This window comes from Tenacibaculum sp. SDUM215027 (genome assembly GCF_050566205.1).
Lineage (GTDB): Bacteria > Bacteroidota > Bacteroidia > Flavobacteriales > Flavobacteriaceae > Polaribacter.
Window position 1 is genome coordinate 1 of the sequence record NZ_JBNXUE010000002.1, and the last position, 13534, is coordinate 13534.

General features: G+C 30.0%; 17 protein-coding genes and 1 pseudogene. 14 read left to right on the forward strand and 4 right to left on the reverse strand.

The window, feature by feature from the left end; all coding sequences use genetic code 11:
* Positions 1-155: 155 nt before the first annotated feature.
* The gene (locus ACQYZ7_RS06055) at positions 156-704 is read right to left on the reverse strand and encodes a nucleotidyltransferase family protein (RefSeq protein WP_430728880.1); all 549 of its coding nucleotides are present in this window, start codon (positions 702-704) and stop codon (positions 156-158) included.
* 5 nt (positions 705-709) lie between these two features.
* Positions 710-1153, reverse strand: a complete 444-nt coding sequence (locus ACQYZ7_RS06060) for a type I restriction enzyme HsdR N-terminal domain-containing protein (protein WP_125344441.1) — start codon at positions 1151-1153, stop codon at positions 710-712.
* 394 nt (positions 1154-1547) lie between these two features.
* Between ACQYZ7_RS06060 and holA the strand changes: the two genes are divergently transcribed.
* Entirely contained in the window at positions 1548-2549 is a 1002-nt protein-coding gene (gene holA / locus ACQYZ7_RS06065) for a DNA polymerase III subunit delta (protein ID WP_430728881.1), read from the forward strand.
* Between the two features lie 9 nt (positions 2550-2558).
* Here holA and ACQYZ7_RS06070 read toward each other — a convergent pair whose 3' ends face one another.
* Positions 2559-2858, reverse strand: a complete 300-nt coding sequence (locus tag ACQYZ7_RS06070) for a DUF1493 family protein (RefSeq protein WP_430728882.1) — start codon at positions 2856-2858, stop codon at positions 2559-2561.
* Between the two features lie 2 nt (positions 2859-2860).
* Positions 2861-3574: a hypothetical protein gene (locus ACQYZ7_RS06075; protein ID WP_430728883.1), complete on the reverse strand. Its 714-nt coding sequence runs from the start codon at positions 3572-3574 to the stop codon at positions 2861-2863.
* A 749-nt stretch (positions 3575-4323) separates the two neighbouring features.
* Between ACQYZ7_RS06075 and tssD the strand changes: the two genes are divergently transcribed.
* The 13 genes and pseudogenes from tssD to ACQYZ7_RS06140 all read left to right on the forward strand — a co-directional run bounded on the left by tssD (position 4324) and on the right by ACQYZ7_RS06140 (position 13484).
* Positions 4324-5928, forward strand: a complete 1605-nt coding sequence (tssD, locus tag ACQYZ7_RS06080) for a type VI secretion system tube protein TssD (RefSeq protein ID WP_430728884.1) — start codon at positions 4324-4326, stop codon at positions 5926-5928.
* A 1-nt stretch (position 5929) separates the two neighbouring features.
* Complete coding sequence (locus ACQYZ7_RS06085; RefSeq protein ID WP_430728885.1) at positions 5930-6604, forward strand: hypothetical protein; 675 nt, start codon at positions 5930-5932, stop codon at positions 6602-6604.
* An 87-nt stretch (positions 6605-6691) separates the two neighbouring features.
* Positions 6692-7354 carry a hypothetical protein gene (locus ACQYZ7_RS06090; RefSeq protein WP_430728886.1) on the forward strand — a complete coding sequence of 221 codons (663 nt, stop codon included), beginning with the start codon at positions 6692-6694 and terminating at the stop codon, positions 7352-7354.
* A 43-nt stretch (positions 7355-7397) separates the two neighbouring features.
* The gene (locus ACQYZ7_RS06095; RefSeq protein WP_430728887.1) at positions 7398-7667 is read left to right on the forward strand and encodes a hypothetical protein; all 270 of its coding nucleotides are present in this window, start codon (positions 7398-7400) and stop codon (positions 7665-7667) included.
* Positions 7622-8065 (forward strand): hypothetical protein, encoded by a 444-nt coding sequence (locus ACQYZ7_RS06100; RefSeq protein WP_430728888.1) that lies wholly within the window; start codon positions 7622-7624, stop codon positions 8063-8065. The genes ACQYZ7_RS06095 and ACQYZ7_RS06100 overlap by 46 nt, the downstream gene beginning before the upstream one ends.
* 44 nt (positions 8066-8109) lie before the next feature.
* Positions 8110-8367 carry a hypothetical protein gene (locus ACQYZ7_RS06105; RefSeq protein WP_430728889.1) on the forward strand — a complete coding sequence of 86 codons (258 nt, stop codon included), beginning with the start codon at positions 8110-8112 and terminating at the stop codon, positions 8365-8367.
* A gap of 442 nt (positions 8368-8809) precedes the next feature.
* Positions 8810-9478: a hypothetical protein gene (locus ACQYZ7_RS06110; RefSeq protein ID WP_430728890.1), complete on the forward strand. Its 669-nt coding sequence runs from the start codon at positions 8810-8812 to the stop codon at positions 9476-9478.
* A 43-nt stretch (positions 9479-9521) separates the two neighbouring features.
* Entirely contained in the window at positions 9522-10184 is a 663-nt protein-coding gene (locus tag ACQYZ7_RS06115; RefSeq protein WP_430728891.1) for a hypothetical protein, read from the forward strand.
* A gap of 170 nt (positions 10185-10354) precedes the next feature.
* Positions 10355-11026 (forward strand): hypothetical protein, encoded by a 672-nt coding sequence (locus ACQYZ7_RS06120; protein WP_430728892.1) that lies wholly within the window; start codon positions 10355-10357, stop codon positions 11024-11026.
* 99 nt (positions 11027-11125) lie between these two features.
* A complete protein-coding gene (locus ACQYZ7_RS06125) occupies positions 11126-11707 on the forward strand; it encodes a hypothetical protein (protein ID WP_430728893.1) in 582 nt (193 codons plus the stop codon).
* Between the two features lie 93 nt (positions 11708-11800).
* Positions 11801-12025: pseudogene (locus tag ACQYZ7_RS06130) on the forward strand (DNA polymerase III subunit delta); the annotation flags it as partial.
* A 126-nt stretch (positions 12026-12151) separates the two neighbouring features.
* On the forward strand, positions 12152-13207 hold the full coding sequence (locus ACQYZ7_RS06135) for an IS110 family transposase (protein WP_430728894.1): 1056 nt from the start codon (positions 12152-12154) through the stop codon (positions 13205-13207).
* A gap of 97 nt (positions 13208-13304) precedes the next feature.
* A complete protein-coding gene (locus tag ACQYZ7_RS06140) occupies positions 13305-13484 on the forward strand; it encodes a hypothetical protein (protein ID WP_430728895.1) in 180 nt (59 codons plus the stop codon).
* Positions 13485-13534 lie beyond the last annotated feature (50 nt).

Genomic DNA, 13534 nt, shown 5'->3' on the forward strand with positions numbered 1-13534 from the left:
CAAAGTTTAAATGGTGTGGCTCCTAATATTTTTAACCAAAAATGTCAACGAATTAGTTAACCTTTACAGAAATGACATCTTATTCTTGTCATTTTGAGTGGTAGCGAGAAACCGTAAGGTTCAGCGAAGCTAAATCTCACGAGGAGAGTAACGCTTTATCTTTCAATAACCAACTTCCTCCAAGTATCTTTCCATCCTTTGTTTGTAACCCTATTACAATACGTTGTTAAATCAAAATTAGGAGTAGGTTTTACCACGAGGTTAAATAAATCGTCTAAGCCATGTGGAGCAATAAATTCTATTTGATTGTTTGTGTTTAACTGAACAGCAATCGCAGTTGCTGTTTCGGGCCAGTAAGAAATAGCTTCGTAACAACTTTTATAAGGTGAATGACCATTTCGAAGATGCATCCTTGCTTGATTTTTAACCGACCAGTTTACAGAGGGGTTAATAGCTTTGAGTTGTTCTTCAAGCGCTAATTCACGTTCTTTAGTTAAGTTGTTTTCATCAAAATAAATAACATCAATGTCGTTTAAAGAAGTTCTTCTACTATTGTGTTTGTAATCCCAAATTTTGTTTCTCACAAAACCAGCACCAATCCAACAGTCGGGAAGGTGTAGGCCACGAACGGTTTCAAGAATATGTAGCATCCAAGCGTCGTTTTCAATAATGCTTATGAATTCAGTGGTAAAATCTGCTTTCATAAAACTTATTGGTATTGAGGGATATCTCTTAAAAACACATAGGTTTCTTTTTCTTTATCGAGCATACAAAAAAAGTGTTGCAGTCCGTTGGTTACGATGAGGTAATCGGCATCGAGCTTTAAGTTATACCTTGCAATCTGATCAAATGTATCTTGGGTAATTTTTATATGCGGAGCTTTGCATTCCACAATAATATTCGGATGTCCGTCCGAGGCAAAAACCACAATATCGGTACGCTTTTTTAGGTTGTTGATAACCAATTGTTTTTCAATAGCGATCAATGAAACAGGATAGTTTCTTTCTTGAATCAACCATTGCACAAAATGCTGACGTACCCATTCCTCGGGAGTTAAGACCATATATTTTTTTCTCAAATTATCAAAAATAAGCGTCTTATTTTCGTTACTTTTGAGCTTGAATGTATAGCTAGGAAGGTTGAGCTTTTGCATAACCCAAAAGTAAGAAAATTATAAGTTGTTTCTTCGTTGTTTACTGTGACAAAACATTATTGTCATCTCGAACTGAAGCAGTGCGGAATGTGAGAGATCTTAAACACAGGGGTTACTTCGTTGAATGAGATTTCTCAGTCGTAACCTCCTTCGGAGTGATATTATAGTAATTGTCATTCCGAACGACGAAGGAGAAACCGTCATTGCGAGTGGTAACGAAGCAATCTGTTTGTCGAGAAAGAGGTAGCCACGTCGTTTTCACTCCTCGCTATGACGTTTCAGTTACCGTCATTGCGAACGATAGTAAAGCAATCTTTTTCTCGAAGAAAAGAAGCCACACTCCTCGCTACAACATTTAAAATAACAACACCAAAAGAAGGCAGAAGAAAGACACATGAACGAAATTAAATCTATCATATCCGATATAAAAGGAGGGAACATCAAACCCATTTATTTTTTAATGGGGGAAGAACCGTATTACATCGATAAAATCTCAGATTATATTGAAGATAATGTGTTAGATGAATCTGAAAAAGGATTCAATCAAGTAGTCATGTATGGTCGTGATGTGTCGATAGAGGAAATTGTGTCGTCGGCAAAACGTTTTCCGATGATGGCAGAAAAGCAGGTGATTATTGTTAAAGAAGCACAAGATTTAAGCCGTTCGATTGATAAAATAGAGTCGTATGCTGCCAATCCACAACCGAGTACCGTATTGGTGTTTAATTACAAATACAAAAAGCTCGATAAACGTAAAAAGGCTTATAAAGCGATTGCCAAAAGCGGACTCATTTACGAAAGTAAAAAACTATATGATAATCAAGTAGCCGATTGGATTCGTCAGGTGTTGGGCGGAAAAAAGTTTAATATCGAACCGAAAGCTTCCCAAATGTTGGTAGAGTTTTTAGGAACCGACCTCAGCAAGATTAGCAACGAATTAGATAAACTGACTTCAGTATTGCCTGCGGAAACCATTATTACCGATAAGCATATTGAAGAAAACATAGGGATTTCTAAGGATTTTAACAATTTTGAGTTGCGTAAAGCAGTAGGACAGCGAGATGTGGTGAAAGCGAACAGGATTATCAATTATTTTGCGCAAAACCCAAAAAACAATCCGTTGGTAATGACCATTTCCTTACTAAATAGTTTTTTTACACAGTTATTAATGTACCACGGATTAAAAGACAAATCGAAAGCTTCGGTTGCTAAAAACTTAGGGGTAAACCCATATTTTGTGGACGACTACGTAAACGCAGCTCGTAACTACCCGATGCGAAAAGTATCTCAAATTATTGCCTTATTACGCGATGCTGATGTAAAAAGTAAAGGAGTAGGAGCCAACCAAACCCATGCCGATATTTTAAAAGAATTACTATTTAAGATTTTGCATTAATGATGTTTATCAATTAGGATCAAACCATTTTTTAGATTCTATCACATCTAAAAGATGATTAAAAGAAAACTGTCGTTTAACTCTGAAATACTTATAGTTTTTCTGTATTGTTTTTTTAAAACTAAATGTTTCATCACTAAAATATCGGTCGAAATCGAAAGAGGACATATCAATATTAAACTCACAAGCAAATTCTTTAAAAAAATGTTCAGCATCTAATCCATCAATTCCTACCTCTACATCAAAATTTAAATTGAAGTTTGTAATAAGGTAGCCTGTTTTTTCTTTTATAAAATTTGTAATCTTCATTTTCATTTAAAATCATTGTATAAAGAAGTTCCTCCTATTGATATTTGGATAACAGCTTTTTTGTAAGCGCTGTTTAACATTTGGCGCCCAATTGTAGTTGCTTGACTTGTATTCATTAAAACTCTCCACTTTAAACCATTAAATAGCCTAGGTACATTATTATGAACTTGAACCCAAAAACCAGCTGAATGTCTTGGGACAGTTTTAGATAAAGAGTAGCCCATTTCTATTGCTTTATTGGTAAAATAAGAAGAATTTTTAGAGGCTCCTCCAACTATGCGTGATTTTGGAACTTTTTGAAAAATCCTGAATATTGTTTTAGTAGCTTGCCCAAGAATTATTAAATCGAAAAAAATATTATTCTTTTCTATTCCTTTTTCTGCATACACAGTTGTTTGGTTTGTTAGTGGATTTGTTAAAATAACTCCATTCAAATCTTTTGAACTTAATTTTAGATAGTAATTTAATATATCATCTGTTTGATAATACATATTTTTTCTACAAATTAAATCTGTTTGTATTACATCAACAGCAACTAAATCATTATTAAAATTACCCAATAAAACAACGGTTTTTCCAGAGTATTGGCCAAATTTAAAATTTAAATATTGGATTTTACCTTCTCCAACCGAACTGACTTTTTCTAATATACCGTTAGATTTTACGTTCCATTCACCTTTTCCAAAAGTGATATTTTCTAACTTTGATTTTAGCATTTTATTATAATTGAAGATTAAAGTACCATACTTTTTTCTTACCAAAGAGTTACTTTAAATATTTGTTAATATTGTATTTGCTCTATACATTTTTAATGACAGCTAACTCGTTATACACCGATTTTAATTCTCTTATTCTGATGTTAGAATGTGATATAATGAAGTTTTAGCAATTTTAATCCCAAATATAGTAAAATAAATAAAGTGTTTAAGTAGAACTTTTAACAAGCTTATCCATAGTTCCACTAACTCTTTACTCAAAATTATTTGTATAATTATGATAGATTAATTAATGTCTGCGGAAAAGTGGGCTTGGTGTTACCAACCAAACTCATGCCGATATTTTAAAAGAGTTACTATTTAAGATTTTGCATTAACAGTGTTGTGTACAAATCTTATCATTAAAGAAGTAAAAAACTACGAGTAAAAATGTCGTAAAACGATATTTTACAAACAAAATTCTAATAAAGAGGCAATCAAATTAAGTTAGCTACTCTCTCTTTTCATAAGTAAACGTATCAAATAGACAACTGCTCTAATAAAAGGGCAAAAAAAGACGTACTACTTTGTGGCTTTTTAAGTACATAAAATTGTATGTATAAGTACAAGTTACGTACAAACAAAGTTGGTTGTTCTTAAAAGACAGTGTTTTACGGTAAAAAGCTTAAAAATCAATACACTAATTGTATAATTTTGAAGATATTTTATATCTTTAACTCAAAAAATTGTACCACCCCTAAAAAAAATCTATGAACATAAAAGCAAAGCTTTTTGTATGTGGTGAGGAACGAGAATTGCTTACTACTAACTTAAATTACAACAGACTTACTGATTGGAACGGTAAACCTACTTCTGCCTTAATGGGAGGAATTATCTCAGTAACTTTCGAATCACAAATGTATGATGACTCTTTTGCAGAGTGGATTAAAGCAGATAGAACTGAAAACCAAAAAATAGCATATCCTTTTGACTTATATCAATTAAGGGATGGTAAAATCGTTTTTTACGAAGATGATTTTGACGGATTAGAACTTTTTGAATATAACTTTCAAGATGGTACCCTTATAAATTATCATGAAAAATTTTGCAACCAAGAAGGTATGCAAGTTACCCTTACTATATCTCCTGCTATGCAAGACTATCGTTTTTTTAATAATAGTACAGATTGGAGAAGAAAAAGTCCTACTCGCTATATAAAACACTGGCAAGAAAGTTTTATACCGCCTATAAAAGATACTCCTTATAAAGCGAAAGAAGCTAATAAGTCAGAAAAAAAGCCTTTTAAAATAATAGTAGAGGCTGCTAGAAGCCGTGATATAAAAGACGGAGTTTTTGGTTTTGATAGCATTCCTAAAGAAACTATAGTAATATCGGGTTATGAAAAATTAAAGAAAGAATACAAACCTCTTTCAGAAAAAATTTTAGATGAAGAGTATATACCAAATTGGATAAGTATAAGAAAAAACCAAACAGTAGAATTAAAACTAGATTGGGATACTAAAAAGAAGGCTAAACAATATGAGAGCATAGCTTTTGAAGAACATCCAGACTTTAGTTTTGAACCTAAAAACTTAAAAGGCGTAAAAGAGGTAAAAATTACATGTAAAAACAACAATGCAATCCCTGCACAAATCCTTATAAAAGCAGATAATAAATTAACCGTTGGAGCTCTTAATATATACTACCCAAAACCTAAAGCGATAGACTTAGAATGGTGCTTTGTGGAGATTCAAGGGAATGGGAAAGATAAACGTAACTTGGAAAGAAAAATCAAAAAAGAAGACTTAGAGGCTTCTCTAAAAAAAGGATTAAACCCCGCTTTGATTGATGTTACTATTACAAATAATAGCCCTAAGATAGTAGATTTTACTGAATATTCGCAAAAGCTAAAAACACGAGGTTTCTTGAAAACACATCCTGTCGTAGAAGTTGGAAACTATATTGAAAGAAGTAGAAAACACGTTGTTTTACATTACATTGGTGAAACACATAGTAATCGAGATGTAAATAAAATAACAGTGTATTTTATCAATCAAAAGTGTATTAACGAAAAAGATATTAAACCTGATGGTAAATATAAAACATCGGGAGGAATATCACCCACAGGTGATGGAATAGCCTATTTGGTGTTAGACCCTGATGGAAAAATAGCTACAGAGAATATTATACACGAAGTAATGCATGCTTTAGGTCTAAGGCATACCTTTAATGAAGGTAAGGTTGATAAGACTAAAAGGGCTAAACACCAATTTAAAGACAATAAAACTGACAATTATATGGATTATGAAAACAACAAAAGACATACCTATAAGTGGCAGTGGGAGAAATTACACCAATATTCTAAACTAAAATAAGATGCGTTACTTTTTAATATTTTTTACACTTGTTTTATTTGCTAACTGTTCTTCTGTTCCTAAAGAGTATTTGATAAACGATGATACCTGTCATTATAATAATCCTATTTTTAAGATTTCTAAAGAAGAGTTAATAATTGATGAAAAAATTCTTAATCTTTTGCAAAAAGAAAAAAGAAGTATTGTTATAGTTGATGACGATGATTATAAAAACGAATATTGGTATTCTAAAGATGAGATAACAAACAAACAAACAAACAAACAAACAAACATAAATAAATATTTATACTATAATAACAAAGGAAAAATAAATTTTTCAGCTTTCACATATAATAATATTTATACATTAGGTAAAGAAACCAACTATGATAAACAAGGAAATATTACTAAAGTAATAGACTATGAAAAAGGTTATAATATTTGTTGGGCAGAGGCTATAGCAATAGTAAAAAAAATAGCAAAAAAAGAAATTGAAAAATATGAAATAACAGAGTTTTATGCTGTTCATAACAACTTAAATGAATTTCCAGAGGTAAAACCTATTTGGTATATTGGTTTATTAAAAGGAAATGAAAACTACAAGAATGAAGTTAACAAAAAAGGAACGCTTCGATTTCGTATAGACGGAATTACTGGAAAAGTATTAAAAAAATATAGAATTCAAAGTGGGTTTTAGTGTGAGACTCCTTACTCTTTATTATTAAATACACACTTAATAAATGGCAATGGGAAAAATTACACCAATATTGTAAACTAAAATAAGATGCGTTACTTTTTAATATTTTTTACACTTGTTTTATTTGCTAACTGTTCTTCTGTTCCTAAAGAGTATTTGATAAATGACGATATCTGTCATTATAGTGATCCAATTTTTAAGATTTCTAAAGAGGAGCTAATAATTGATGAAAAGATTCTTAATCTTTTACAAAAAGAAAAAAGAAGTATTGTTACAGTTGATGACGATGATTATAAAAACGAATATTGGTATTCTGAAGATGAAATAACAAACAAACAAACAAACAAACAAACGAACATAAATAAATATTTGTACTATAATAACAAAGGAAAAATAAACTTTTCAGCTTTCACATATAATAATATTTACACATTAGGAAAAGAAACAGACTATGATGAACAAGGAAATATTATTAAAGTAATCGACTATGAAAAAGGCTATAATATTTGTTGGGCTGAGGCTATTTCAATAGTAAAAAAAATAGCAAAAAAAGAAATTGAAAGATATGAAATAACTGGGTTTAATTTATCACATAATAATTTAAATGAGTTTCCTAAAGCAAAACCTGAGTGGCAGGTTACGTTAGATGGAAATGAAGAGTACGAGTTAAAAGACGTTAAGGTATATAGAATCGATGGAGTTACTGGTAAATTTTTAAGAACTACAAAAATTACAACTTCTTATGATTAAAGACTGTATTATTAAACAGAGTTATTCTAAAACTTAAAATAAGATGCGTTATTTTTTTATGTTTTTTACACTTGTTTTATTTGCTAATTGTTCTTCTGTTCCTAAAGAATATTTGACAGATGATGACACTTGTTACTATAACGACCCAGTTTTTAAGATTTCTAAAGAAGAAATGAAAATAAAAGTAGATAAGTATTATAATGAAAAAAATCCTATAGGTACTATAACTGTTTTAAATAATTCTTTTTTAAATAAAAGATATATAAGATGGGAAAAGAAAGGCTATATAACAAACAAACAAACAAACAAATAAAAATTGAAAAATGGCTAAGGTATAATCCTGAAGGGTATTTAAGTAGAGTCAAATTTCAATATTTAAATGGTAATTCAAATGTTTATAAAGAAACTCACTACGATAACCAAGGAAACATTACTAAAATAATCGACTACGAAAAAGGTTATAATATTTGTTGGGCAGAGGCTATTGCTATAGTAAAAAAAATAGCAAAAAAAGAAATTGAAAAATATGAAATAACTGGGTTTAATTTATCTCATAATAATTTAAATGAGTTTCCTAATGCAAAACCTGAGTGGCAAGTTACGTTAGATGGAAATGAAGAATACGAATTAAAAGACGTTAAGGTATATAGAATAGATGGAGTTACTGGTAAATTTTTGAGAATTACAAAAATTACTACTTCTTATGATTAAAGGCTGTATTATTAAACAGAGTTCTCCCCAAAATTTAAAATAAGATGCGTTACTTTTTAATGTTTTTTATACTTTTTTTATTTGCTAACTGTTCTTCTGTTCCTAAAGAATATTTGGTAAATGATGATGTATGTTACTACAATGACCCAATTTTTAAGATCTCTAAAGAAGAGTTATCTCTTGACAAAGAATTTCTTTTTTTATTAAAAAAAGATACCATAATGATTAATAATAAATCTTTTAAAAGTGAATTTAGGTATTCAAAAGATGAATACATAACAAACAAACAAATAAACAAATAAATATAGCTAAATATATAAGATACGATCATAGAGGTAAAATAAAATGGGTTGAGTTTAAGTATTTAAATGGTTATAAAAATATATTTAAAGACTTTGATTATAATGATAAAAGTGAAGTTTCTAAGATAATCGACTACGAAAAAGGCTATAACATTTGTTGGGCAGAGGCTATTGCAATAGTAAAAAAAATAGCTAAAAAGGACATTGAAAAATATGAAGTAACTGGGTTTAATTTATCACACAATAATTTAAATGAGTTTCCTAAAGCAAAACCTGAGTGGCAAGTTACGTTAGATGGAAATGAAGAATACAAGCTAAAGGATGTTAAGGTGTATAGAATAGATGGAGTTACTGGTAAATTTTTAAGAACTATAAAAATTACAACTTCTTATGATTAAAGGCTGTATTATTAAACAGAGTTCTCCCCAAAATTTAAAATAAGATGCGTTACTTTTTAATATTTTTTATACTTGTTTTATTTGCTAACTGTTTTTCTGTTCCTAAAGAATATTTGGTAAACGATGATGTATGTTACTACAATGACCCAATTTTTAATATAACTAAAGAGGAATTAATACTTAATTCAAAGACTTTAAAACAATTACAAAATAAAGAAGATGATTTGATTTTAATAGATGATGGAAAGTTTAAAAATAGGTATTATAAATTTTCAGATGGGGAAATCACAAACAAACAAACAAACAAACAACTGAATATAGGTAAATGGATTCGGTATAGAAAAAATGGCACTATTAAAAGAGTGAGGTTTATTTACCTGAATGGTACAAGAGATATAAAAGAAGAAATCCACTACGATAATCAAGGAAATATAACTAAAGTAATCGATTATGAAAAAGGTTATAATATTTGTTGGGCAGAGGCTATTGCAATAGTGAAAAAAATAGCTAAAAAGGACATTGAAAAATATGAAGTAACTGGGTTTAATTTATCACACAATAACTTAAATGAGTTTCCTAATGTAAAACCCGAGTGGCAAGTTACGTTAGATGGAAATGAAGAATACAAGCTAAAGGATGTTAAGGTGTATAGAATAGATGGAGTTACTGGTAAATTTTTAAGGACTACAAAAATTACAACTTCTTATGATTAAAGGCTCTATTATTAAACAGAGTTACCCTAAAATTTAAAATAAGATGCGTTACTTTTTAATATTTTTTACACTTGTTTTATTTGCTAACTGTTCTTCTGTTCCTAAAGAGTATTTGATAAACGATGATACCTGTCATTATAATGAACCTATTTTTAAGATTTCTGAAGAGAAGTTAATAATTGATGAAAAAATTCTTAATCTTTTACAAAAAGAAAAAAGAAGTATTGTTACAGTTGATGACGATGATTATAAAAACGAATATTGGTATTCTAAAGATGAGATAACAAACAAACAAACGAGCATAAATAAATATTTGTACTATAATAACAAAGGAAAAATAAATTTTTCAGCTTTCACATATAATAATATTTATACATTAGGGAAAGAAACCAACTATGATGAACAAGGAAATATTACTAAAGTAATCGACTATGAAAAAGGTTATAATATTTGTTGGGCAGAGGCTATTTCAATAGTAAAAAAAATAGCAAAAAAAGAAATTGAAAGATATGAAATATCAGAGTTTTATGTTGTTCATAACAACTTAAATGAATTTTCAGAGATAAAACCTATTTGGTATATTGGTTTATTAAAAGGAAATGAAAACTATAAGAATGAAGTTAACAAAAAAGGAACGCTTCGATTTAGTATAGACGGAATTACTGGAAAAGTATTAAAAAAATATAGAATTAAAAGTGGGTTTTAGTGTAAGGTCTTCTACTTTTTATTATTAAATATATTATACTTAATAAATGGCAGTGGGAAAAATTACAAGAATATTCTAAACTAAAATAAAAGTACAATATGCATATATCATTTCTAAAGACTCTTTTTAAATTCTATAATTCTAAGTCTAAAATCTCTTTGTTTAAAATAATGTTCTTGATTTTAATTATGTCTTCTTGTAAAAGTAGAATGATAAAAGCACAGGAGTTTTACACTACATGGGGAAATAATTCTATACCTATTTTAGAAGAAAAATTAAAGAGTCTCAACAAGATAGACCAAACAATATACGTCCTCTACGAAAGATTTCTTGATTCTGTAGGTAGTGGAAAAAACAGACTGTTGTCCAGTGTGAAATATTTAGTTATAGACCAATCTGTAAATGTTGCTATTTGTGATTCAATAATTAAAACAAAAGATAATTATGGAAGAGTTTTTTTTAAGCCTATAAACAAGAAAAAATCAAATAAATACATTCTTTATCCACGCTCTAGAAATACTGAGCGTACATTGCTTTATTATAATGAAGAGTATAAAAAAATAATAAATAAGAGAAAGCGATTTGCAACTGCGTCTGTTTATGGGTTAAAAAAGGATAAAGATGTTCTAGCTGTTTTTAGGGGGGTAGCTTATTACCCAAGTGGAAAAATCAAATATAAAAACTTACTATTTGAGCTTAAAAGTATAATTATAAGTAAGGACTTGAAAAGTGCTATTTTACAAATAGAGACTGATTTTGGGAGTGAACAAATTTACTTTAAGTTTGATAGCAAAAAGGATTTTTGGGTAGCTCAAGTATTTGATGAGTGGAGTGAAAATTAAATTTCTAAATCAATAGAAATACTAAATATAAAAACTTAAAAAAACACAAATTACATGGGAGAATTTTACAAAAAATTATTATGGATATATTAAAATATAATGAAGTATTTAAATATTATACTCACACTTCTATTAGTTTCATGTACAACAACTAAAGAAATTACTGTTACAAGTAAAGTGTCTAATAAACATAAAGTTATCGTTTGGTATGATAAAGAGCAGAAAGATATTTGGGCTTTTAGTGTTCCTATATATTTAGAAGTTGAAAATAAAAGTTTTCTAATACCAGGTGAGTTCATATCTCATAAATATATTTATGCAGATAAAAACAGTGGTACACATACATTTTTGTATGAGTTAGAAGCAAATGGAAAATTAAAAAAGAAAAAGAACTTCGGTAGAAAAAAAATAATACCTAGTACAAAGAAAAAATACATTATTTATTCTAAACATTTAATAACAAACAAGAAATATTCCGACCAAATATTGCACTCTTATAGAAATAGAGAGTTTAAAAGTGATTCTATAGTACTCGACTTTTTTAATGGATTTAAAAACAAATTACCGGATTTAGCTGAAAATATATTGGTAAAAGACAGTTTGTTCTTAAGTTTTAACAACGAGGATAAAAAAAGTAAACTATCTACAAAAAGAATTAAAGTACCTATTAAAATTAACTAATTAATGAAGTTAACTATTTACTTGTTAATTTATAATACTCTTAAAAAGTTTATTAACAGAGTAAGTAATTGTTTTTCTATAGATGAATTTTAATACCACGGATTAAAAGACAAATCGAAAGCTTCGGTTGCTAAAAACTTAGGAGTAAACCCTTATTTTGTGGAAGACTATGTAAACGCAGCTCGTAATTACCCGATGCGAAAAGTATCACAAATTATTGCCTTATTACGTGATGCCGATGTAAAAAGTAAAGGAGTAGGAGCCAACCAAACCCATGCCGATATTTTAAAAGAATTACTGTTCAAGATTTTGCATTAACGCTCTAGGTGTATGGCGTGTGAGGCACAGCCTCATGAGGAGCCATAATTGTGCCTCATTCGTTATAGCATCGATGAAAAAGCAGTAAGTCGAGTATCTTTAAAGTTCATCAAAACAATAAAAGATATGAACACTCAAATTACTGCCCCATCTAAATTATACATAGGAATTGACATACACAAGCGAAGTTGGAAAGTTCATTGTGCTACGGATTTATTTTCAGGCAAGACCTTTACTATGCCCCCAAAACCAGAGTTGTTGGAAAGTTATGTTAACAAACATTTTTCGGAGTATGAAGTTACCACCGCTTACGAAGCAGGATGCTGTGGTTATTATGCACATCGCAGTTTTGAGAGCTATGGATGGCGTTCATTGGTGGTAAACCCCTCAGACATTCACAGAAAGGGAAAAGAACGATTTACTAAGACTGATAAGATCGATGCTCAACTGATAGCAAGAGAGTTTAAAGATGGTCGTCTTGATGGTATCCATGTTCCCGAAGTAGATCGGGAGCAACTGCGAAGTCTTTTTAGGAGGCGCAATGACTTGGTCAAGGATTTTAGACGAATAAAAAGTGTTATAAAGATGCAGTTGCTCTACTTTGGAATAAAAGTACCAGAACCATACGATAATGACCATTGGAGTCATGGTTTTCGAGGCTGGTTAGATGATATGGTTTTTCAGTATCCTATAGCTAAAGCAAGTTTAGATAGTCGTATGCGTTATTTTCGGTTTGTAGATGAAGATTTACGTTTAGTTAGTAATCAGTTAAGGGCCTATTGTCGTAAGCATTATAAAAAGGATTATTACTTGTTGCACAGTATTCCTGGAATTGGGGGAATAGTTGCAAGTGGTATTATCTGTGAACTTGGCGATTTACGGAGATTCACCAGTATAAAACATTTGGCAGGTTACGTTGGTCTAGCTCCAGGAGTTCATCAAAGCGGCGATAACCAAAAACACAGAGGTATCACTATGCGAGCACACTGTTTGATGCGTAGCTATTTTATAGAGGCTTCTTGGCAAGCCATACGCACCGATCCCATAATGCAGGCTTATTATCGTAAGCATGTAGGTAAGAACGTAAAAAGTGTTATCGTTAAAGTAGCTCGTAAATTATTAAGTAGAACCCTAGCAGTAATAAAAACAGAAACACCTTATGTTATAGGTGTTGTAGAATAATATAAACCAATAACCAAGCTCACAAAAAGTAGAAAAACCTGTATCACAAAACACCGTAGGTGAACCTTATTAATAAGGTATCACACATTTATAGCAAGTGGCCAGGTTTATTATAATTTATAATCATACAGATGCTGGTGACCGTCAGATAAAAGAATGGATCACATATAGGATGCTGAGCAAGTTATTTAAAGGGCATTGGAATATTGATAATCCTATCGGAATTATCAACATTCCAACACCACAGAATCATCATTATGAGATAATTAAAGAATAAATATTAACTTTGGAGAACTAGGCTAGTGCTTTTCATAGGACACGGTGTTC

Bases quoted from the DNA above. Each gene is read 5' to 3' on its own strand.
- ACQYZ7_RS06055 (WP_430728880.1), bottom strand. From the start codon at position 704: ATGAAAGCAGATTTTACCACTGAATTCATAAGCATTATTGAAAACGAC.
- ACQYZ7_RS06060 (WP_125344441.1), bottom strand. From the start codon at position 1,153: ATGCAAAAGCTCAACCTTCCTAGCTATACATTCAAGCTCAAAAGTAAC.
- holA (WP_430728881.1), top strand. From the start codon at position 1,548: ATGAACGAAATTAAATCTATCATATCCGATATAAAAGGAGGGAACATC.
- ACQYZ7_RS06070 (WP_430728882.1), bottom strand. From the start codon at position 2,858: ATGAAGATTACAAATTTTATAAAAGAAAAAACAGGCTACCTTATTACA.
- ACQYZ7_RS06075 (WP_430728883.1), bottom strand. From the start codon at position 3,574: ATGCTAAAATCAAAGTTAGAAAATATCACTTTTGGAAAAGGTGAATGG.
- tssD (WP_430728884.1), top strand. From the start codon at position 4,324: ATGAACATAAAAGCAAAGCTTTTTGTATGTGGTGAGGAACGAGAATTG.
- ACQYZ7_RS06085 (WP_430728885.1), top strand. From the start codon at position 5,930: ATGCGTTACTTTTTAATATTTTTTACACTTGTTTTATTTGCTAACTGT.
- ACQYZ7_RS06090 (WP_430728886.1), top strand. From the start codon at position 6,692: ATGCGTTACTTTTTAATATTTTTTACACTTGTTTTATTTGCTAACTGT.
- ACQYZ7_RS06095 (WP_430728887.1), top strand. From the start codon at position 7,398: ATGCGTTATTTTTTTATGTTTTTTACACTTGTTTTATTTGCTAATTGT.
- ACQYZ7_RS06100 (WP_430728888.1), top strand. From the start codon at position 7,622: ATGGGAAAAGAAAGGCTATATAACAAACAAACAAACAAACAAATAAAA.
- ACQYZ7_RS06105 (WP_430728889.1), top strand. From the start codon at position 8,110: ATGCGTTACTTTTTAATGTTTTTTATACTTTTTTTATTTGCTAACTGT.
- ACQYZ7_RS06110 (WP_430728890.1), top strand. From the start codon at position 8,810: ATGCGTTACTTTTTAATATTTTTTATACTTGTTTTATTTGCTAACTGT.
- ACQYZ7_RS06115 (WP_430728891.1), top strand. From the start codon at position 9,522: ATGCGTTACTTTTTAATATTTTTTACACTTGTTTTATTTGCTAACTGT.
- ACQYZ7_RS06120 (WP_430728892.1), top strand. From the start codon at position 10,355: ATGTTCTTGATTTTAATTATGTCTTCTTGTAAAAGTAGAATGATAAAA.
- ACQYZ7_RS06125 (WP_430728893.1), top strand. From the start codon at position 11,126: ATGAAGTATTTAAATATTATACTCACACTTCTATTAGTTTCATGTACA.
- ACQYZ7_RS06135 (WP_430728894.1), top strand. From the start codon at position 12,152: ATGAACACTCAAATTACTGCCCCATCTAAATTATACATAGGAATTGAC.